Annotated in this window: 18 protein-coding genes; 12 read left to right on the top strand and 6 right to left on the bottom strand. The window is 68.3% G+C overall.

The window, feature by feature from the left end:
• The first annotated feature begins 7 nt into the window (after positions 1–7).
• From J5J86_RS20265 to J5J86_RS20250, 4 genes are read left to right on the top strand one after another with little or no spacing between them, the layout of a single operon-like run.
• Positions 8–883, top strand: a complete 876-nt coding sequence (locus J5J86_RS20265; protein WP_209101348.1) for a 3-hydroxyacyl-CoA dehydrogenase family protein — start codon at positions 8–10, stop codon at positions 881–883.
• 3 nt (positions 884–886) lie between these two features.
• The gene (locus J5J86_RS20260; protein ID WP_209101346.1) at positions 887–1,555 is read left to right on the top strand and encodes a 3-hydroxyacyl-CoA dehydrogenase family protein; all 669 of its coding nucleotides are present in this window, start codon (positions 887–889) and stop codon (positions 1,553–1,555) included.
• Between the two features lie 3 nt (positions 1,556–1,558).
• Positions 1,559–2,674, top strand: coding sequence for a CaiB/BaiF CoA transferase family protein (locus J5J86_RS20255; protein WP_209101342.1), 1,116 nt, complete (start codon positions 1,559–1,561; stop codon positions 2,672–2,674).
• A 10-nt stretch (positions 2,675–2,684) separates the two neighbouring features.
• The gene (locus tag J5J86_RS20250; RefSeq protein WP_209101339.1) at positions 2,685–3,677 is read left to right on the top strand and encodes an NADPH:quinone oxidoreductase family protein; all 993 of its coding nucleotides are present in this window, start codon (positions 2,685–2,687) and stop codon (positions 3,675–3,677) included.
• 4 nt (positions 3,678–3,681) lie between these two features.
• On the opposite strand, the gene J5J86_RS20245 is transcribed toward J5J86_RS20250, so the two are convergent.
• The gene (locus J5J86_RS20245; RefSeq protein ID WP_446698694.1) at positions 3,682–4,353 is read right to left on the bottom strand and encodes a class I SAM-dependent methyltransferase; all 672 of its coding nucleotides are present in this window, start codon (positions 4,351–4,353) and stop codon (positions 3,682–3,684) included.
• A gap of 2 nt (positions 4,354–4,355) precedes the next feature.
• Complete coding sequence (locus J5J86_RS20240; protein WP_209101336.1) at positions 4,356–4,769, bottom strand: EVE domain-containing protein; 414 nt, start codon at positions 4,767–4,769, stop codon at positions 4,356–4,358.
• A gap of 265 nt (positions 4,770–5,034) precedes the next feature.
• Here J5J86_RS20240 and J5J86_RS20235 point away from each other — a divergent pair, with 265 nt between their 5' ends.
• Positions 5,035–5,334 carry an antibiotic biosynthesis monooxygenase family protein gene (locus J5J86_RS20235; RefSeq protein ID WP_209101333.1) on the top strand — a complete coding sequence of 100 codons (300 nt, stop codon included), beginning with the start codon at positions 5,035–5,037 and terminating at the stop codon, positions 5,332–5,334.
• Between the two features lie 35 nt (positions 5,335–5,369).
• Here the strand turns inward: J5J86_RS20235 and J5J86_RS20230 are convergent, their stop codons facing one another.
• Positions 5,370–6,353, bottom strand: a complete 984-nt coding sequence (locus tag J5J86_RS20230) for an NAD(P)H-dependent glycerol-3-phosphate dehydrogenase (protein ID WP_209101330.1) — start codon at positions 6,351–6,353, stop codon at positions 5,370–5,372.
• A gap of 4 nt (positions 6,354–6,357) precedes the next feature.
• Positions 6,358–7,419, bottom strand: coding sequence for a tRNA (adenosine(37)-N6)-threonylcarbamoyltransferase complex transferase subunit TsaD (gene tsaD, locus J5J86_RS20225; protein WP_446698632.1), 1,062 nt, complete (start codon positions 7,417–7,419; stop codon positions 6,358–6,360).
• Positions 7,420–7,612: 193 nt separating this feature from the next.
• Between tsaD and hemC the strand changes: the two genes are divergently transcribed.
• From hemC to lepA, 5 genes are all read left to right on the top strand, one after another.
• On the top strand, positions 7,613–8,554 hold the full coding sequence (gene hemC, locus J5J86_RS20220) for a hydroxymethylbilane synthase (RefSeq protein WP_209101325.1): 942 nt from the start codon (positions 7,613–7,615) through the stop codon (positions 8,552–8,554).
• Positions 8,555–8,563: 9 nt separating this feature from the next.
• A complete protein-coding gene (locus tag J5J86_RS20215; protein ID WP_209101322.1) occupies positions 8,564–9,283 on the top strand; it encodes a uroporphyrinogen-III synthase in 720 nt (239 codons plus the stop codon).
• A gap of 141 nt (positions 9,284–9,424) precedes the next feature.
• Positions 9,425–10,702, top strand: a complete 1,278-nt coding sequence (locus J5J86_RS20210; protein WP_209101319.1) for a COG4223 family protein — start codon at positions 9,425–9,427, stop codon at positions 10,700–10,702.
• Complete coding sequence (locus tag J5J86_RS20205; protein WP_209101316.1) at positions 10,699–12,255, top strand: heme biosynthesis protein HemY; 1,557 nt, start codon at positions 10,699–10,701, stop codon at positions 12,253–12,255. Before J5J86_RS20210 ends, J5J86_RS20205 begins: the two co-directional genes overlap by 4 nt.
• Positions 12,256–12,383: 128 nt before the next feature.
• Complete coding sequence (gene lepA, locus J5J86_RS20200; RefSeq protein ID WP_209101313.1) at positions 12,384–14,189, top strand: translation elongation factor 4; 1,806 nt, start codon at positions 12,384–12,386, stop codon at positions 14,187–14,189.
• Positions 14,190–14,233: 44 nt separating this feature from the next.
• Here lepA and cytX read toward each other — a convergent pair whose 3' ends face one another.
• Together cytX and J5J86_RS20190 are read right to left on the bottom strand one after the other, a co-directional pair.
• Complete coding sequence (gene cytX / locus J5J86_RS20195; protein WP_209101299.1) at positions 14,234–15,511, bottom strand: putative hydroxymethylpyrimidine transporter CytX; 1,278 nt, start codon at positions 15,509–15,511, stop codon at positions 14,234–14,236.
• 152 nt (positions 15,512–15,663) lie between these two features.
• Positions 15,664–16,212 carry a hypothetical protein gene (locus J5J86_RS20190; protein ID WP_247657727.1) on the bottom strand — a complete coding sequence of 183 codons (549 nt, stop codon included), beginning with the start codon at positions 16,210–16,212 and terminating at the stop codon, positions 15,664–15,666.
• 319 nt (positions 16,213–16,531) lie between these two features.
• Here J5J86_RS20190 and groES point away from each other — a divergent pair, with 319 nt between their 5' ends.
• On the top strand, positions 16,532–16,819 hold the full coding sequence (groES, locus tag J5J86_RS20185) for a co-chaperone GroES (RefSeq protein ID WP_188584048.1): 288 nt from the start codon (positions 16,532–16,534) through the stop codon (positions 16,817–16,819).
• A gap of 43 nt (positions 16,820–16,862) precedes the next feature.
• On the top strand, positions 16,863–18,500 hold the full coding sequence (gene groL, locus J5J86_RS20180; RefSeq protein ID WP_209101296.1) for a chaperonin GroEL: 1,638 nt from the start codon (positions 16,863–16,865) through the stop codon (positions 18,498–18,500).
• The last annotated feature ends 54 nt before the right edge of the window (positions 18,501–18,554 follow it).

The following is an 18,554-nucleotide window of genomic DNA, read 5'->3' as shown; positions in this document are numbered from 1 at the left end:
ACATCCCATGACAGAAAAGATCACCATCGGCGTCGCCGGCGCCGGCACCATGGGCACCGGCATCGCCATCGTGGCGGCGCGCGGCGGCTTCCCCACCCTGCTGTTCGACCTGGACCCGGCCCGCGTCGAGGCCGCCCTCGGCCAGATGCGCGCCTTCTTCGGCAAGTCGGTGCAGCGCGGCAAGCTCACCCAGGCCGAGGTGGACGAGATCCTGTCGCGGGTGCGCGGAACCAGCACGCTCGACGACATGGCAGCCTGCGGGTTGGTCATCGAGGCCATATTCGAGGAGTTGGACGCGAAGGGGCAGCTCTTCTCGGCGCTCAACGGCGTGTGCCCGCCCGAGACCCTGTTCGCCTCCAACACCTCCACGTTGTCCATCACCGAGATCGCCGCCAGGTCCGGCCGCGATGACCGGTTCGTGGGCATGCATTTCTGCCTGCCGGCGCAATTGATGAAGCTGGTGGAGATGTCGCCGGGCCTCAACACCTCGGACGAGAGCTTCGCCCGCGCCTGGGCGCTGTGCGAGGCCATGGGCCAGCGGCCGGTGAAGACGCAGGATGCCCCCGGCTTCATCCTCAATGCCTTCCTGGTGCCCTTCAACAACGATGCCATCCGGCTGGTGGAGCAGGGCGTCGCCGAGCCGGCGGAGATCGACGCCGCCATCAAGGGCGCGCTCGGCTACGCCATGGGGCCGATGGAGCTTCTGGACCTGGTGGGCCTCGATACCCAGGTGCTGCTGTGCGAGGCGCTCCATGGCGTGACCCATGAGCCCCGCGCCGCCTGCCCGCCTCTGCTGCGCCGGATGGTCGCTGCCCGCCGGCTCGGCCGCAAGACCCAACGCGGTTTCCTGGACTACCAGACCTCGGCCATTTTCGGAGCCTGACCCATGTCGCACCCCGCCCCTTCCCACCGGGTCATCGCCTCCGGCACCAGCCGCTCCTTCCCCATCGCCCACCCCTTGCTGGAAGCGGCGGGCGAGACCGGCATTGTGGTGCTTCTCCTCGGCCCTGGCGCCGGGCGCGCCTTCGCCGCCTTGGCTGACAAGGCGCGTTACACCGCTATCCTGATCGAGCTGGGAACCGAATGCCTCGGCGTGCACACCGGCGAGAGCCGGGGCGAGGAAGGCGCGAATGTGCTGGGCTTTGCCCGCTTCCGGCTGGGCGAGGCGCCGCCCTCCGACCTGGTGGAGATCGTCCGCCAGCCGAAGACCACCCCCGAGGCCATCGCCGCCGCCCGCGCCCTCTTCACCGGCCATGGCCTGAAGACCGCCGTCTGCGCCGACTTCCCCGGCCGCATCATCGACCGGCTGGTGCGCCCCTATTACAACGCCGCCCTCGGCAAGCTCGATGCCGGCCTTGCCACCGCCGACGACATGGACCTGACCTTGCGCCTGGGCCTTGGCTATCCCGAAGGCCCCATCGCCCTTCTGGAGCGCACCGGCCTTGCCGCCCATCACGACGTGACCTCGGCCCTGCATGAAGCTCTCGGCGACCCGGCCTATGCGCCGGCCCGCCGGGCGCAGGTGGCCAAGGCCCGCCAGCTGAAGGGAGCCTGAGCCATGCGCCCCCTCGACGGCATCCTGGTGGTGGACTTCTCCACCCTCCTGCCCGGCCCGCTCGCCAGCCTCATCCTCGCCGAGGCCGGGGCCCGCGTGGTGAAGATCGAGCGGCCCGGCCGGGGCGACGAGATGCGCGCCTACGCGCCGAAGTTGGGCGAGGACAGCGTGAATTTCGTGCTGCTGAATCGGGGCAAGCAGTCCATCGCCCTGGATTTGAAGGCCCCCGACGCGCTGGAGCGCCTCAAGCCCCTGCTCGCCCGCGCCGACGTGGTGCTGGAGCAGTTCCGGCCCGGCGTGATGGACCGCCTCGGCCTCGGCTACGAGGCGCTGCGGCGGATCAATCCGAAGCTGATCTATTGCTCCATCACCGGCTGGGGCCAGACGGGGCCCAAGGCCCATGTGGCGGCCCATGACCTCAACTACATGGCTGAGACCGGCGTACTCGGCCTCTCCGCTGGCGCGGACGGCGCCCCGGTCCTGCCGCCGGTTCTAGCGGCGGACGTGGCGGGCGGCACCCTGCCGGCGGTGCTCAACATCCTCCTGGCCCTGCGCCAGCGCGACCAGACGGGCCTTGGTTGCCACCTGGACGTCGCCATGGGGGACAACCTGTTCACCTTTCTCTATTGGGGCCTCGGCAATGGCTTCTCCGGCGCCGGCTGGCCGCAGCCCGGCAACGAGCTGGTGACGGGCGGTTCTCCGCGCTACCGGATCTATGCCACCAAGGACGGGCGCTATGTGGCCGCCGCGCCCCTGGAAGACAAGTTCTGGGAGAATTTCACCCGCATCATCGCGCTGCCCGAGCCCCTGCGCGCGCCGGACGCGCCGGCGGATGCGGTGATCGCGGGCATCTCGGAGCGCCTCGCCAGTCGGACCGCTGCGGAATGGCAGGCGGCGTTTGAGGGACAGGATGTGTGCTGCTCCATCGTCGCCTCGCTGGAAGAGGCGGTGAACGATCCGCACATCGCCGCCCGCCGCCTCTTCGCCCATACCCTGAAGACCGAGACCGGCGAGCTTCCGGCCCTCCCCGTCCCTGTGGCGCCCGCCTTCCGCGCCGAGCCCGCCCGCGCCCGTGCGCCAAAGCTCGGCGAAACTACCGATCCCTATCTGGCCATCTGAGGAAGCCCCAATGCGCAGCTATCGCGTCTGGGAGCATGGCGCTCCCTCGTCCATGCGGATCGACACCCTGCCCGATCTCATGCCGGGGCCCGGCGAGATGGTGGTGGATGTGAAGGCCGTCGGCATCAACTTCCCCGATACGCTGGTGGTCTCCGGCAAATACCAGATCCTGCCGCCCCGCCCCTTCGCGCCGGGTAAGGATCTGGCCGGAATCGTCCACGCCGTGGGGCCCGGTGTCACCGATTTCGCGCCCGGTGACCGGATCATGGGTCAGGTGGAGCATGGCGCCTTCGCCGAGCAGGCCATCGTCTCCCCCGCCCAAGCCTTCCGGCTGCCCGACGGCATGGAGTTCACGGACGCCGCCGCCATGGGTCTCGTCTACCAGACCGCCCATTTCGCGCTGGTGGAGCGCGGCCAGTACAAGCGGGGAGAGACCGTCCTGGTGGGCGGCGCGGCTGGCGGCGTCGGGCTGGCGGCGGTGCAGATCGCCAAGGGGCTGGGAGCGCGGGTGCTGGCCGGAGTGCGCTCGGAGGCGGAAGCCGAAGTTGTGCGGGAAGCTGGCGCCGATGCGGTGATCGATCTATCGGTGCCTGACCTGCGCGACAGCCTGCGCGCCCAGGTGGCTGCCGCAACTGACGGCCACGGCGCCGACGTGGTTCTGGACCCGCTGGGCGATGCCTTCTTCGCCGCCGCGGTGCGGGCCATGGCCTGGTGCGGGCGGCTCGTGGTGATCGGCTTTGCCGCCGGCGAGATCCCCAGCATCAAGGTCAACTATTTGCTGGTGAAGAACATTTCCATCTCCGGCCTGCAATGGAGCGACTATCGCGACCGGACGCCCGAAAAGGTGCGCACCGTGCAGGCCGAGCTGTTCGACCTCTGGCGGGCCGGGGTCCTGAAGCCGCGCATCATGCGCCGCTTCCCCTTCGCCGAACTGCCTGAAGCCCTCGACCTCGTCTCCCAAGGCAAGGTTCAGGGCAAGGCCGTGGTGCTGATGGACGCGTGAGACGTCAGGCGCGCGGCCGCCAAACGGCCGTGCGCTTGATTTCCATGTCCTCCAGTTCCCGCGTTACCGGCACCGAATAGACATCCAATTGCTCAAGCCGGTCCTTGGGCAAATAGGAACGGCCGGGATCGCCGATGAGCACGATGGCGCCGCGTGCCGAGAGCGTGAGCAGCCAATCGAACACCCGCGCCGCAAGGTCGCGCTCATAGCAGATGTCGCCGGCCAGCACCGTCTCCCAGCCCTCGTCCGTGCCGATGAGGTCCACCTGCCGGCCCTCCAACACCGCGTCATTGGCGGCACCGTTGAGGCCGATGGCGGCAAGGGCGAAGGGATCGATATCGGCGCAGGTCACCACACGCGCGCCGGCCTTGGCAGCGGCGATGCCCACGAGGCCCGAGCCGGATGCAAAATCCAGCACGCTCCGCCCCTCGACCAGATCGGGATGATCGAGCACATGACGCGCCAGCGCCTGCCCGCCCGCCCAGGCAAAGGCCCAGAAGGGTGGCGGCAGTCCCATTTCCCCCAGTTCCTCCTCGGTGCGATGCCACAGGGGCACAGCCTCATCAGCCACATGGAGGCTGATTTCAGGAACAAGCGGCACGGGCCGCAGACGCGTCTCGGCGGCCACGAAGGCGCGCGGGTCGCGGATGGGGTGAGGCGTCGCGTCGGGCGGCACGCTCACATGTCGCCATAGGCGAGGATCATGTCCCACTCCGCATCGGTGACCGGCTGCACCGAAAGACGGGAATATTTAATGAGCGCCATCTCTTGGAGGCGCGGATCGCCCTTGATGGTGGCAAGGCTGACCGGGGATTTTAGGGGGCGAACCGCTTTCAGGTCCACCATCACGAACTTGCCGGTGGGGTCGGAGGGATCGGGATAGGCCTCGCGGATCACCTCCACGATGCCGACGACCTCCTTGCCCTCGTTGGAATGGTAGAAGAAGCCCTGGTCGCCCACCTTCATGGCCAGGAGGTTGAGCTTGGCGGAATGGTTGCGCACGCCGTCCCAGTGCGTGCCCTTGGCGCCGGCGGCCACCTGATTGTCCCAGGACCATTTGAAGGGTTCGGACTTGTAGAGCCAATGGGCCATCGGACCGCTCATTCTCGCGCGAAGGATAAGTCTCTGGCTTTAGCGAGACCTTCCGCGCCTTGGCAAGGGCTGGGAACCCATGGCGCCTTTCGGCGCGTGCATTTCTGAAATGTCGCGGGAGGCGGGGGACAGGGCGCCGGTTTGCCTTTATTCAATCGGTTAGGGCGGCTGCTTCCGTCGCCCCTCTCACCTGGATGGAAACGGTTGGTGGCCGCAGCACAGGGACCCGCCGTCTCCCCGCACACCGACGCTCGGGAGGACAAGAATGGTCTATGAAATCGCGCAGATCGAAGTGAAGGAAGGCCACGAAGCCGACTTTGAGGCCGGCGCGCGCCTCGCCGTACCGCTGTTCCAGCGCGCCAAGGGCTGCCGCTCCATGCGCATCGACCGCTCGGTGGAAAAGCCTCAGCATTATACGCTGGTGGTGGAGTGGGAGACCATCGAGAACCACATGGTGGACTTCCGCGAATCGGCGGACTTCCAGGAATGGCGCAAGCTGGTGGGGCCCCACTTTGCTTCCCCGCCCCAGGTGGAGCACATGCACACGGCGCTCACCGGCTTCTGAGTCTTGCAAAAGGCGCATCGGCCCGGCCGGTGCGCCTATAGGTCCTCGGACCGCTGCGGGCGCGCCATCAGCGCCTCGATCGCCGCCGGAATGGTCAGGTGGCCGGAGAGCACGCGGTCCACCGCCTGGGCGATGGGCATCTCGATGCCGTGGGTCCGCGCCAGTTCCACCAGCACCTGTGCGGTGAAGGCGCCTTCCGCCAGCTTGCCCTCCGGGGCGCGCCCCTCGCCCAGCGCGAGGCCATAGGCGAAGTTGCGGGATTGGGGACCGGAGGCGGTGAGGATCAGGTCGCCGAGGCCCGAAAGCCCGGTCAAGGTCTCCGCCCGCGCGCCGAAGGCCCGCCCGAAGCGGGCAAGTTCCGCAAATCCACGGGCCGTCAGGGCCGCCGCCGCGCTCGCGCCCAGACGACGCCCCGCGACAATACCGGCGGCGATGGCAAGCACATTCTTTGCGGCGCCGCCAATCTCCGCGCCGCGCACATCGGTGGAGTGATAGAGGCGGAAGGTGGAGGAGCCGAAGGCGGCGGCCAAAGCTTCCGCCAGCGCCTCGTCCTGCGCCGCCAGGGTCACGGCCGTAGGCAGGCCACGTGCCACGTCCGTGGCAAAGCTCGGCCCGGACAGGACCGCCGGCCGCGCCGATGGCGCCGCCTGAGAGATCACCTGGGTGACGAAATCGCGCGTGCCGCGCTCGATGCCCTTAGCGCAGGAGACGATGGGGACGTCCGCCTCCAGGCGCGGCGCGATGGCCTCCAGCACCTGCCGGCAAGCCTGGGTGGGCACCACGAGCAGGATGGCCTGCGTCTGCGCCACCGCTTCCAGGTCCGCCGTGGCGGCGATACCGGGCTCGAGGGGGATGCCGGGCAGGCCCTTCCGGTTCTCCCGGAGCGCCGACAGTTCCGCGGCCTGCGCCGGATCGCGCGTCCAGAGCACCACTTGGCGCCCCGCGCGGGCGATCACATTGGCAAGCGCCGTTCCCCAGGAGCCGGCGCCGAGCACGCCGATGCGTTGAAAGGCCGTCATGATCTCAAGCCTTCGCCGCCACGGCGCCGGGATCCAGAGGCCAGCGCGCCCGGGGACTGGTGGAGAGCGAATCGGTCAGGCCGCGCGACAGGCGCTCGGCGCCGGCCCAGGCGATCATGGCGCCGTTATCGGTGCACAGGACGGGGGGAGGCACGGCGAGGCGGGTGCCCATTTCAATGGCGACCCGGTGCAGTGCATCCCGGATGGCGCCATTTGCGCCGACACCGCCGGCCACCACAAGAGCCGTGGGCGCGCTGCCCATCTGATCGCGGAACTGGCGCAGGCCCGCCCGCACACGGTCGTCGATCACATCCACCACGGCCGCCTGGAAGGAGGCACACAGGTCTGCCACATCCTGGTCGGAGAGCGGGGCAAGGCGGTCCGCCTCCAACCTCACCGCCGTCTTCAGGCCGGACAGGGAGAAGTCCGGCTCGCGGCGGCCGAGCATGGGGCGCGGAAACACAAAGCGGTTTGGATCGCCCTCCCGCGCCTGCCGCTCCACTTCCGGGCCGCCCGGATAGGGCAGGCTCAGCATCTTCGCCACCTTGTCGAAGGCTTCCCCCACCGCATCGTCAAGGGTGGTGCCGAGGCGGCGATAGCGGCCCACATCCTCCACCGCCAGCAATTGGGTGTGGCCACCGGAAACCAGCAGCAGCAGATAGGGAAAGGCCACGCCATCGGTGAGACGGGCTGTGAGCGCGTGCGCTTCCAGATGGTTGACCGCCACCAGCGGCCTGCGGGCGGCCAGCGCGATGGCCTTGGCGGTGGTCAGCCCGACAATCACGCCGCCAATCAGGCCCGGCCCCGCCGCCGCAGCCACCGCAGCAAGGTCGCCAAATCCGATCCGCGCCGTCCGCATGGCCTCGGCGATGACCTTGTCGAGCACTTCCACATGGGCGCGCGCCGCGATTTCCGGCACGACGCCGCCATAGGGCGAATGGGCCTCGATCTGGCTGCGGATCACATTGGAGAGGATGTGCCCCGCTCCGGAGGGCGCCCGCGCCACCACGGCTGCCGATGTCTCGTCGCAGGTGGTCTCGATCCCGAGCACCAGAAGGTCCGCCACTTCACCCCTCCCCGAACCGGCCGTGCCGGTCTCTGTCATTCCGGCGATGCCCGTGCGCGGCGAGTTGAAGAGCCCGATGCGACACGCGCGTGCAACGCCGCTCCGGCCGCCTGCGCCGGAACGCCGCTCCATCCCCCCGCGATTCCGGCTATCATCCTATGCGACCACGACACAAGAGACGAAACATTCCCTCATGTCCCTGCCCCCCTTCTCTTCCGCCCGGCTCACCATCGGCACCCGCGGCAGCCCGCTTGCTCTGTGGCAGGCCCATGCGGTGCGCGATGCGCTGGCGCAGACGCTTGCGCGGCCGCCGGAGAGCATCGTCATCGAGGTGATCCGCACCTCCGGCGACAAGATCCAGGATCGCGCCCTCTCGGAAGCCGGCGGCAAGGGGCTGTTCACCAAGGAAATCGAGGAAGCGCTCCTCGACAAGCGGGTGGACCTCGCCGTCCATTCGGCCAAGGACGTCGCGACCTTGCTGCCGGACGGGTTGCACCTTGCCGGCTACCTGCCCCGCGCGGATGTGCGCGACGCACTCATCCTGCGTTCCGGCGAGAGCCTTGCGGACCTGCCTGCCGGTGCCCGCGTCGGCACAGCCTCACTGCGCCGGGAAGCCCAGTTGCGGCGCGTAAGGCCGGATCTCGACGTGGCGCTGCTGCGCGGCAATGTGCACACCCGCCTCGCCAAGGTGCAGGAGGGGGAATTCGACGGCACCTTGCTCGCTCTCGCAGGCCTTACCCGCCTCGGGCTCGCCGACAAGGCCAGCGCACTCCTGGATACCGATGATTTCCTGCCCGCCGTGGGCCAGGGTGCGGTAGCCATCGAATGCCGGATGGACGACCCGGACACCAATTCGGCGATCGCCGCAATCGCCTGCGGCGACACCGGCATCGCACTCACGGCTGAGCGGGCGTTGCTGGCGGCTCTGGATGGCTCCTGCCGGACGCCAATTGCCGGGCTGGCCACCGTGGCGGGGAGGCAGGTGCGCCTGCGCGGCCTCGTCATGACCTCCGATGGACGCGACAGTGCCGCCATCGACATGACCGGTGCCGCCGACGAAGCCGCCGTGCTTGGCGCAGTGGCGGGCGCGGAATTGCGCGGCTCCGCCCCGGCGCGGGCCCTCGGGCTTGCCTGAAGGTCCGGCATGCGGCTGCTCCTCACCCGACCCGAGCCCGGCGCCTCTGCAACCATGGCGCGGCTCGCCGCCCTTGGGCACCAGGTCCTGAGCGATCCCATGCTGCGGATCGTGCCCACGGGAGCGGCGCTACCGGACGCCGATTTCGACGCGCTCGCCTTCACCAGCCTGAATGCCGTGCGAACCCTCGCTAACGACGACCGGGCGGCCAAGCTTTTCGGGGTTCCTGCCTTCGCCGTTGGCCATCGGACCGCGGCCGAAGCGCGCGGGGTGGGTTTCAGGAACGTGACCGACTGCGCAGGGGATGTGGGAAGCCTTGCCCATACCCTTGCGACACATCTTCCGCCCGGCTCCCGGGTGCTGCATGCCGCCGGGGAGGACCGGGCAGGCAATATCGGCGCGGCCATGGCAAAGTGGGCCATTCTGGTGGAAGTGTGCGTCCTGTATCGCGCGCTGCCCGCTTCGCACTTGAGTGTCGAAGCGCAGGGCGCGCTTTCAGCCGGCCGGCTGGAGGGTGTTCTTCATTATTCTCCCCGAACCGCAGCCGCCCTGCTTGCGGCGGTCCAGCAGGCGGGGCTGATGGACGCACTGGCAAAGCTCAGGCATTTTTGTCTTTCGGAAGCCGTGGCTGCGCCGCTTCGGGCCTCAGGGCTGAATGCGCTGTCTGCCGGGCGTCCGGAAGAGGCGGCGCTTCTGGCCCTTTTGCCCGCCGCCGCCAAGGCTGAATGAGGCCTGCGGCCTCATCACGGCCATGCTGGCCGGCTACCGATCCCACGCATGGGATGAAACCATACTGCCACGTCGGCGGTTGCCCCGCCGGAGCGGGCGGTTTAAGCCGGTCAGGCCCGGATCAAACGGACGAGGAGGCCCATGGCGAGGAACGATCGCAGCCGCAAGGACCCGACCGGCACCGAGCCGGGTCCGGCGAACGCAGACTTGCCGCCGGAGGATCGCGCCTCCCGCCCCGCTCCGGAAGCGGTGGTGGACGATCCCATGCCCACCGAGCCCGACGCCATTCTGCCCGAAGAGCGTGCCGCGATGGGCGCCTCTACCCCGGTCGACTCCGCCACCCCCGTTCCGCCGGAGGGGGAAACGCCCGTCTCCAAGACGGAGACGAAGGCGGCAGGCGAGCATTCGGCAGAGAAGGCGCCGAGCCCCCCTGAGTCCGCCCTCATTCCCCCACCTCCCCCGCCCCATCGTGGCGGCCCCTCGCCCTGGATCGCCCTGCCGGTCGGGGCCCTCGCCGGCGCCCTGGCGGCGGCGGCGGTGGCCTATGGGCTGAATGGCCGCATCGCCGGTGGCGCCGAGAGCGATCTCGCCGCCCGCGTGGTGGTGCTGGAAGGCCGTCCCATTGTGGATCCCAACGCCCTGACCTCCCTCTCCGGGCGGGTGGCGAAGCTCGAAGCCGTGCCGCCGGTGGACATCAAGGCGGCCCTTTCCGGCATCCAGGGCGACGTCAACGCCCTCAAGCAGTCCCAGCAAACCATGCTTGGCGCCGCCAAGGACAGCGCGGCAGCCGCCGCCTCCGTGAGCCAGCAGGCGACCGCGCTCGCGGCCCGCATCGACGCGGTCCAGAAGAAGATGGAAGAGGTGGCCGCCACCTCCGCCGCCCTGGACAAGTCCGTCGCCACCCTCGCCGTGCTGGGCTCGCTGCGGGAGGCCATCCTGTCCGGCCGTCCCTATGCCGCCGAGCTGGATGCCGCACGGGCGGTGCTCGGTCAGGGCGCGGCGGCGCTGGAGCCCGCGGCGTCTTCGGCCGCCACGGGCCTCCCGATGCCGGCCGAGCTGTCGCGCCGCCTGGCCGAGGCCGCCGCCGCGGCGGGCCAGCAGACTGCCGAGGCCTCCGCAGCGCCCGCCTCGGGCTCGATGGTGGACCGGCTGCTCTCCAGCGCCGAAAGCCTCGTCAAGCTCCGCTCCACGGAGACCGCCGCCGCCCCGGCAGCCGCCGACCGCCTCTCGGCGGCCCAGGCCGCCCTGCGGGCGGGTGATCTCGACAAGGCGCTGGAGGCGATCAACGCCCTGCCGCCAGACCTGAAAACCAAGCTGGCCGCCGTTACGGCGCAGATCACCGCCCGCCGTGACGCGGCCAATGCCGCGGCTACACTCTATCAGCAGGCGCTGGCCGCCATTTCGGGGAAGGTTCCGTGATCCGCCTCGTCCTTCTTCTCGTCGCACTCGCCCTGATCGCATTCGGCGCCGCCTGGATCGCTGACCGGCCCGGAGAGATGGTGATTGCCTGGCAGGGCTGGCGCCTGGAGACCACGGTCCCGGTGGCGCTGGCCGCGCTCGCTCTGTTCTCGGGCGTGCTCATCCTGCTGTGGCGCCTCTTCTCCTTCGTGCTGTCCTCGCCACGCCTGCTGGCCCGCTTCTCCCAGCGCCGCCGCAGGGAACGGGGGTGGGACGCCATCTCGCGGGGCCTTGTGGCCATCGGTGCCGGTGATGCCGCCGCCGCCCGCCGCGCCCGGGACGATGCTGCCCGGCTGCTGCCGCACGAGCCCCTCACCCACCTGTTGGCAGCCCAGTCCGCCCAGTTCGATGGCGACCGGGACGTGGCGGTCCAGTCCTTCCGCCTGATGCTGGAAGCACCGGAGACCCGCATCCTCGCCTTGCGCGGCATGCAGATGGAAGCGCGCCAGGCAGGAGACCTGCGCGCCGCCCGTACGCTGGCCGAAGAGGCCGCCAACATCGCCCCGGCCTTGCCTTGGGCGGTGGATGCGGTGATCGAAGCGCGCTGCGCCGATGGCGACTATGCCGGTGCCCGCGAGACGCTGGAGCGGCAGATGGCCGCGCGCGGCATCGACAAGGCCCAGTATCGCCGCCGCCGCGCGGTGCTGCTCGCCGCCGAGGCGCTGGCCATCGAGACCAGTGATCCGGCATTGGCCAAGGAGCGTGCCCTGGAAGCGGTGCGTCTGGCGCCGAGCCTCGTCCCGGCCGCCGCGATCGCGGGCCGTCTGCTGGGACAGGCGGGCGAAATGAAGAAGGCCGCCAAGATCCTCGCCGCCGCCTATGAGGCGACGCCTCATCCGGAACTGGCTGAGGTCTACGCGCATCTGCGGCCGGGTGATGCCGCGGCCGATCGGCTGAAGCGGGTGCGGGTGCTCGCCGCAACCGTCCCGGACCATTTCGAGAGCCGCATCGCCCTCGCCCATGCGGCCCTCGACGCGCAGGAATATCCAGAAGCCCGCGCGGTGCTTCAGCCGCTGGCCATGGAGCCCACCCAGCGCATCTGCCTGTTGATGGCGGAGCTGGAGGCGAGCGAGAACGGGGATGTGGGCAAGGCCCGCGAATGGGCGGCGCGGGCGCTGCGCGCGCCGCGCGACCCGGCCTGGATCGCCGATGGCGTGGTGTCCGAGCATTGGGCGCCCGTTTCCCCGGTCACCGGCACGCTCGATGCCTATGTGTGGGAGGTGCCGCCCGGCGTCACCGCCACCCCGCTCATCGAGCATGAGGCCGAGCGCTTGCGCGCCGCCATCGCCGCCGTACCGCCGCCCAAGGCCGCCATCCTACCCGCGGAGGAGCCCGCCAAGGCGGCGGAGGAGGCGTCCGCGCCCACGGTGGAGGCAAAGCCCGATCCGGCGCCTGCCCCGGTGCGTGCGGAGCCCAAGGGGGCGCCGATCGTCGCCATGCCCCCGCTCCCCGACGATCCCGGCCCACTGCGGCCGGAGGAGGATATGGAGGCGCGCCGTCCAGCGGCACTGTGAAAAGCGAGGAGATGCGGTGCGGACCAACGCCTTGCATGCCCTCCGGCCGGCCGACGGCCGGGAGTTGAAAGCGCGGGCTTTCGGCGCTGTGCCTTGTGGGGCTTCGGCGGCGGTGCTATGCGGCGCGGATGACCGCGAGCGCCCAGACCCATATCCGCAATTTTTCCATCGTCGCCCATATCGACCATGGCAAATCCACGCTTGCCGACCGGCTGATCCAGCTTACCGGCGGCCTGTCCGAGCGCGAGATGTCGGACCAGGTGCTCGACAACATGGACATCGAGCGCGAGCGCGGCATCACCATCAAGGCCCAGACCGTGCGCCTCACCTACAAGGCGCAGGACGGCGAGACCTACACGCTTAACCTCATCGACACCCCCGGGCACGTGGACTTCGCCTATGAGGTGAGCCGCTCGCTGGCCGCCGTGGAAGGCTCGCTGCTGGTGGTGGACGCCTCGCAGGGTGTGGAGGCGCAGACGCTGGCCAATGTCTACCAGGCCATCGACAATAACCACGAGATCGTCCCGGTCCTGAACAAGATCGACCTGCCGGCGGCCGAGCCGGAGAAGGTCAAGAGCCAGATCGAGGACGTGATCGGGCTCGACGCCTCCAATGCCATCGGCATCTCCGCGAAGACCGGCCTTAACATCGACCAGGTGCTGGAAGCGATCGTCACCCGCCTGCCTGCCCCAATGGGCGACCGCGACGCCCCGCTGAAGGCGCTGCTGGTGGACAGCTGGTACGACACCTATCTCGGCGTGGTTGTGCTGGTGCGCATCATCGACGGCACGCTCAAGAAGGGCATGCGCATCAAGATGATGGGGGCGGATGCCGTCTATGACGTGGACCGCGTGGGCGTGTTCACACCCAAGATGGTGGCCATGGAGAGCCTCGGCCCGGGCGAAATCGGCTTCCTCAACGGCTCCATCAAGGAAGTGGCGGATACCCGCGTCGGCGACACCATCACCGAAGACAAGCGCCCCACTGCCGAAGCGCTGCCGGGCTTCAAGCCGGCCCAGCCGGTGGTGTTCTGCGGCCTCTTCCCCGTGGATGCGGCTGATTTCGAGGATTTGCGCGCTGCCATGGGCAAGCTGCGCCTCAACGATGCCAGCTTCTCCTACGAGATGGAGACCTCGGCCGCGCTGGGCTTCGGCTTCCGCTGCGGCTTCCTGGGCCTCCTGCACCTGGAGATCATCCAGGAACGGCTGTCGCGCGAGTTCAACCTCGACCTCATCGCCACCGCCCCCTCGGTCATCTACCAGATGGAGTTGACCGACGGCTCCACCATCGACCTCCACAACCCGGCTGATATGCCGGACGTGGTCAAGATCGAGGAGATTCGCGAGCCCTGGATCCGCGCCACCATCATGACGCCGGACGATTATCTCGGCGCTGTGCTGAAGCTCTGCCAGGACCGGCGCGGCAACCAGATCGAGCTAACCTATGTGGGCGCCCGCGCCATGGTCACCTATGACCTGCCGCTGAACGAGGTGGTGTTCGACTTCTATGATAAGCTGAAGTCCATCTCGAAGGGCTATGCCTCCTTCGACTACAATATCACCGACTACCGCCCCGGCGATCTGGTAAAGATGTCCATCCTGGTGAACGGCGAGCCGGTGGATGCCCTCTCCATGCTGGTCCACCGCACGCGCGCGGAATTCCGCGGTCGCGCCATGTGCGAGAAGCTGAAGGACCTCATCCCCCAACATCTCTTCAACATCCCCATCCAGGCCGCCATCGGCGCCAAGGTCATCGCCCGCGAGACCATCAAGGCCCTGCGCAAGGACGTGACTGCCAAGTGCTATGGCGGCGACATCACCCGCAAGCGCAAGCTTCTGGACAAGCAGAAGGAAGGCAAGAAGAAGATGCGCCAGTTCGGCAAAGTCGAGATCCCGCAGGAGGCATTCATCGCCGCCCTGAAGATGGACGATTGAGCAAACGCGGCGATCAGGGCGCCGGCTCTGCAGGGCCGGAGCCATCATTTGCGCGCGATCGCCACTCCTGCATGGATGGCACCCGCCAGGACGAGCGCCGGCAAGGTCGCGCCAACGTCCGGCGCCCAGGCGGTCACGCCATGGAAAACCGCGACACCGCAGACCCAAGCCAGGAGAGCGGGCAAGTTCCATCCGGCCGCGAACCAATAGACTCCGTGCCGGCGGGCAATATGGTCCGCCTCAATGCGCCGGCGGCGCACCAGGAAATGGTCCGCCAGCACCACTCCGAATAGGGGTGCAAACACGGATCCGATCAGCAGGAGGAAGCCCTCATACTGGGCCAGGGGCACGGTAAGGGCGATGAAGGTGCACAGTGCCCCGAAGCCGAGCGCCAGCGCCGGAACCCTGCCGAAGAGCGTGCCCGTAGAGACCGCCGCCGAATGTATGTCGGCAAAGGCGTTGTCCGTCTCATCCAGGAGAATCAGCAGGAGCGCCAGGCCACTGCCGGCCGTCGCCAGGGCGGTGACCAACGACATCTCTTCGCCCGTGGCCAGGCCATAGGCGGCGCCGAGCCCGTAGAACCACACATTGGCGATGAAGTAGCCCACTGCTGTGCCCCGGAACACGCCGGAGGGCGATTTGCCGAAGCGGCTATAGTCACAAATGAGTGGCAGCCACGACAATGGCATCGCCACCACCAGATCCACCGCCCCGCCAAAGCCGAGGCCGCCCTCGGCAGGACGAGCGAACAGGGCCGAGAAATCATGCTGCGCCAGCAGCCGGAAGGTCAGCCAGCCCGCAGCCGCCAGGATCAGCCACAGCCCCCAGGCACGCAGGAAGCGACGCACGAAGGACACCGGTCCAAGCACAGCAATGAGCGTGGCGAGCAGCCCGAAGACCACCGTCCAGGCCATCGGCATGGAGACGTCCAGCGTGGCGCGCATCAGCGCATCCGCGGCCTGGCTCATGATGATGATCTCGAACGACCCCCACCCCACCAGTTGAATCACATTGATGCAGGTCGGCAGAACCGCTCCGCGCACCCCAAGCGTGGGCCGCAGCATGGCCATGGAGGCAAGCCCCGTATCGGCGCCGATGACGCCAACGAGGGCCAACAGCACCACGCCAAGGACAGAGCCGGCAAGGATCGCCGCAAGGGCTGTCCCGAGGCTCAAGGCCGGCGTCAGAAGCGCCCCGGCCTGCAGGACGAGAAGCCCGATGCCCAGCGAGAACCAAAGGGCAAAAGCATCCCGCGCGCCGAAGACTCTCTGGGCGGGCGCGACAGGAACGAGGGGATCATAAGAAGGGGATGGAACGTTCATGGGGGCCACCGGCATACTGCGCCGTCGTGCACCCTAGAAGGTCCGCCCCGACGGGGAAAGCGGGACACCCCTAAGACGTTGAAAGATAGAATGGTTCGCGGAACGGCAGCATGTCACGCCAGCCGGCTTGTGCCGGCCGGCGACCACAGGCGTCACGGGCAGCGCACGTAGACCATGGTGCCGTAGCGCTTCGACACTTCAGGGTCGACCCATTTCAGGATCAGGACATTGCCGTTGAAGGACACCACCTGGCGGTCACGCTCGCCGCCCGCCGGATCCTCGGCCGGACCGATGAAGACCGGCTGGCCGGGGACCTGCTTGGAGATGACCTCGGTGAGCTTGTTGTCATCCGCCAGATACATCATCACGCCGCCATTGGGGCCGGCGGTGATGACATAGGGATTGGAGCACTGGGCGCGCGCCTGGTTCTCGGTGCGCTGGGCGTCCTCGGGCCGGTGATAGGCCGCAAGGCCATAACGGCCCACAAGGCTCGCGGCTGCGATCGGGCTGGTATATTGCGGCACGGCGGGCGCGGGCGGCGCCGGGGGTTCAGAGGCGCAGCCCGCCAGCGCGAGGGCGGCAAGCAGAGCGCCAGCCGCCAGCTTTCCGCGCGCCGGCAAGTGCCGCGGCGCGCGCTCCTTGCGGCCCTCTTGCCCGACGCGCAACCAGCCTGCGAGCGATGAAGCGGGAGACCAAGACATTCACAAACTCCGAAGCAAGCGCCCGAACCGCATCGCCGCGCTCCTCAGGAGAAGCCGGCGATTGGGACCATAGTGCCTGTTCGGCGCGGCGTCGATGCTCGAACCGGAAGGAAGCACCCCTCCGCCGCCGCCAGCCCGCCCGCCGATGGCCTCAAGATCGCCAATGTAGCGAGCCATCTCTTACATAAAGGTAAGGACCGCCTTCTTGACGGACCGCGGGCGCCATCCTATCTCCGGTCGCGGATTGGCACTCTCCAGATGGGAGTGCCAACATTCGCGGGCCCAGCGCCCGCAGGGATAAACTGAGAGGATCAGGCCCATGTCCTTCCGCCCTCTGCATGACCGTGTGGTCGTCAAGCGCATCGAAGCCGAGCAGAAGACCGCCGGCGGCATCATCATCCCCGACACCGCCAAGGAAAAGCCCCAGGAGGGCGAGGTCGTCTCCGTGGGCCCCGGCGCCCGCGACGAGAGCGGCAAGGTCGTGGCGCTTGATGTGAAGGCGGGCGACCGCGTCCTGTTCGGCAAGTGGTCCGGCACCGAGGTCAAGATCGATGGCCAGGACCTGCTCATCATGAAGGAAAGCGACATCCTCGGCGTGATCGGCTGAGGCTTCGGCGCTTTTTCCCTTTCCTCATTTAGGAGTACGGCACATGGCTGCCAAAGAAGTAAAATTTTCCGGCGATGCCCGCGAGAAACTGCTGCGCGGCGTCGACATCCTCGCCAATGCGGTGAAGGTCACGCTCGGCCCCAAGGGCCGCAACGTGGTGATCGAGAAGTCGTTCGGCGCCCCGCGCATCACCAAGGACGGCGTATCCGTCGCCAAGGAGATCGAGCTCGAGGACAAGTTCGAGAATCTCGGCGCTCAGCTGGTCCGCGAAGTCGCTTCCAAGACCAATGACTTGGCCGGCGACGGCACCACCACCGCCACCGTGCTCGCCCAGGCCATCGTCAAGGAAGGCGCCAAGGCGGTGGCCGCCGGCATGAACCCGATGGACCTCAAGCGCGGCATCGACCTTGCCACCGCCGAGGCCGTCCGTGACATCCAGGCCCGCGCCAAGAAGGTCTCCTCCTCCGCCGAGGTGGCGCAGGTCGGCACCATCTCCGCCAATGGCGATGCCTCCATCGGCGAGATGATCGCCGGCGCCATGCAGCGCGTGGGCAATGAAGGTGTCATCACCGTCGAGGAAGCCAAGACCGCTGATACCGAGCTGGAAGTGGTCGAGGGCATGCAGTTCGACCGCGGCTATCTGTCTCCCTACTTCATCACGAATGCGGAGAAGATGATCGCCGACCTGGAAGATCCCTTCCTGCTGATCTTCGAGAAGAAGCTCTCCGGCCTCCAGCCGATCCTGCCCGTCCTTGAGGCCGTGGTGCAGACCGGCAAGCCGCTCGTGATCGTGGCCGAGGACGTGGAAGGCGAGGCGCTCGCCACCCTCGTGGTCAACAAGCTGCGCGGCGGCCTGAAGGTCGCGGCCGTCAAGGCCCCCGGCTTCGGCGATCGCCGCAAGGCCATGCTGGAAGACATCGCCATCCTGACCGGTGGCCAGGTGATCTCCGAGGATCTCGGCATCAAGCTCGAGAACGTCACCATCGCCCAGCTCGGCCGCGCCAAGAAGGTCATCCTCGAGAAGGAAAAGACCACCATTGTCGACGGCGTTGGCGAGAAGGCCGACATCGAGGCGCGCGTCGCCCAGATCAAGGCCCAGATCGAAGAGACCTCTTCCGACTACGATCGTGAGAAGCTCCAGGAGCGTCTGGCCAAGCTCGCGGGCGGCGTCGCGGTGATCCGCGTCGGCGGCGCGACCGAAGTCGAGGTGAAGGAGAAGAAGGATCGCGTTGACGACGCCCTGAACGCCACCCGCGCTGCGGTGGAAGAAGGCATCGTCCCCGGTGGTGGCGTGGCCCTGCTGCGCGCCAAGAAGGCGGTCGAGGCCCTGACCTCCGACAACCCCGACATTGCCGCCGGCATCAAGATCGTGCTGCGCGCCCTTGAGGCCCCCATCCGCCAGATCGCCGAGAATTCCGGCGTGGAAGGCTCCATCGTGGTGGGCAAGGTGCTGGAGACCAAGGAGCCGAACTTCGGCTTCAACGCCCAGACCGAGGAATATGTGGACCTGGTGGCCGCCGGCGTCGTCGACCCGGCCAAGGTGGTGCGCACCGCCCTTCAGGACGCCTCTTCCGTGGCCGGCCTGCTGGTGACCACCGAGGCCCTCGTGGCCGAGCTGCCGAAGAAGGAATCCGCTGCCCCCGCCATGCCCGGCGGCGGCATGGGCGGCATGGACTTCTGAGGAAGTCCAAGCCAGCCAAGACTTTAAGTGCCCAGCCGGCAGCGCCGGCTGGGT

This window comes from Aquabacter sp. L1I39 (genome assembly GCF_017742835.1).
Taxonomy (GTDB): Bacteria; Pseudomonadota; Alphaproteobacteria; order Rhizobiales; family Xanthobacteraceae; genus L1I39.
The sequence above is the reverse complement of the archived record's forward strand: the minus strand, read 5'-3'. Positions and strand labels throughout refer to the sequence as shown.

Excerpts from the sequence above, each read along its gene's own strand:
- J5J86_RS20265 (WP_209101348.1), top strand. The coding sequence starts at position 8 with ATGACAGAAAAGATCACCATCGGCGTCGCCGGCGCCGGCACCATGGGC.
- J5J86_RS20260 (WP_209101346.1), top strand. The coding sequence starts at position 887 with ATGTCGCACCCCGCCCCTTCCCACCGGGTCATCGCCTCCGGCACCAGC.
- J5J86_RS20255 (WP_209101342.1), top strand. The coding sequence starts at position 1,559 with ATGCGCCCCCTCGACGGCATCCTGGTGGTGGACTTCTCCACCCTCCTG.
- J5J86_RS20250 (WP_209101339.1), top strand. The coding sequence starts at position 2,685 with ATGCGCAGCTATCGCGTCTGGGAGCATGGCGCTCCCTCGTCCATGCGG.
- J5J86_RS20240 (WP_209101336.1), bottom strand. The coding sequence starts at position 4,769 with ATGGCCCATTGGCTCTACAAGTCCGAACCCTTCAAATGGTCCTGGGAC.
- J5J86_RS20235 (WP_209101333.1), top strand. The coding sequence starts at position 5,035 with ATGGTCTATGAAATCGCGCAGATCGAAGTGAAGGAAGGCCACGAAGCC.
- J5J86_RS20230 (WP_209101330.1), bottom strand. The coding sequence starts at position 6,353 with ATGACGGCCTTTCAACGCATCGGCGTGCTCGGCGCCGGCTCCTGGGGA.
- hemC (WP_209101325.1), top strand. The coding sequence starts at position 7,613 with ATGTCCCTGCCCCCCTTCTCTTCCGCCCGGCTCACCATCGGCACCCGC.
- J5J86_RS20215 (WP_209101322.1), top strand. The coding sequence starts at position 8,564 with ATGCGGCTGCTCCTCACCCGACCCGAGCCCGGCGCCTCTGCAACCATG.
- J5J86_RS20210 (WP_209101319.1), top strand. The coding sequence starts at position 9,425 with ATGGCGAGGAACGATCGCAGCCGCAAGGACCCGACCGGCACCGAGCCG.
- lepA (WP_209101313.1), top strand. The coding sequence starts at position 12,384 with ATGACCGCGAGCGCCCAGACCCATATCCGCAATTTTTCCATCGTCGCC.
- cytX (WP_209101299.1), bottom strand. The coding sequence starts at position 15,511 with ATGAACGTTCCATCCCCTTCTTATGATCCCCTCGTTCCTGTCGCGCCC.
- J5J86_RS20190 (WP_247657727.1), bottom strand. The coding sequence starts at position 16,212 with ATGTCTTGGTCTCCCGCTTCATCGCTCGCAGGCTGGTTGCGCGTCGGG.
- groES (WP_188584048.1), top strand. The coding sequence starts at position 16,532 with ATGTCCTTCCGCCCTCTGCATGACCGTGTGGTCGTCAAGCGCATCGAA.
- groL (WP_209101296.1), top strand. The coding sequence starts at position 16,863 with ATGGCTGCCAAAGAAGTAAAATTTTCCGGCGATGCCCGCGAGAAACTG.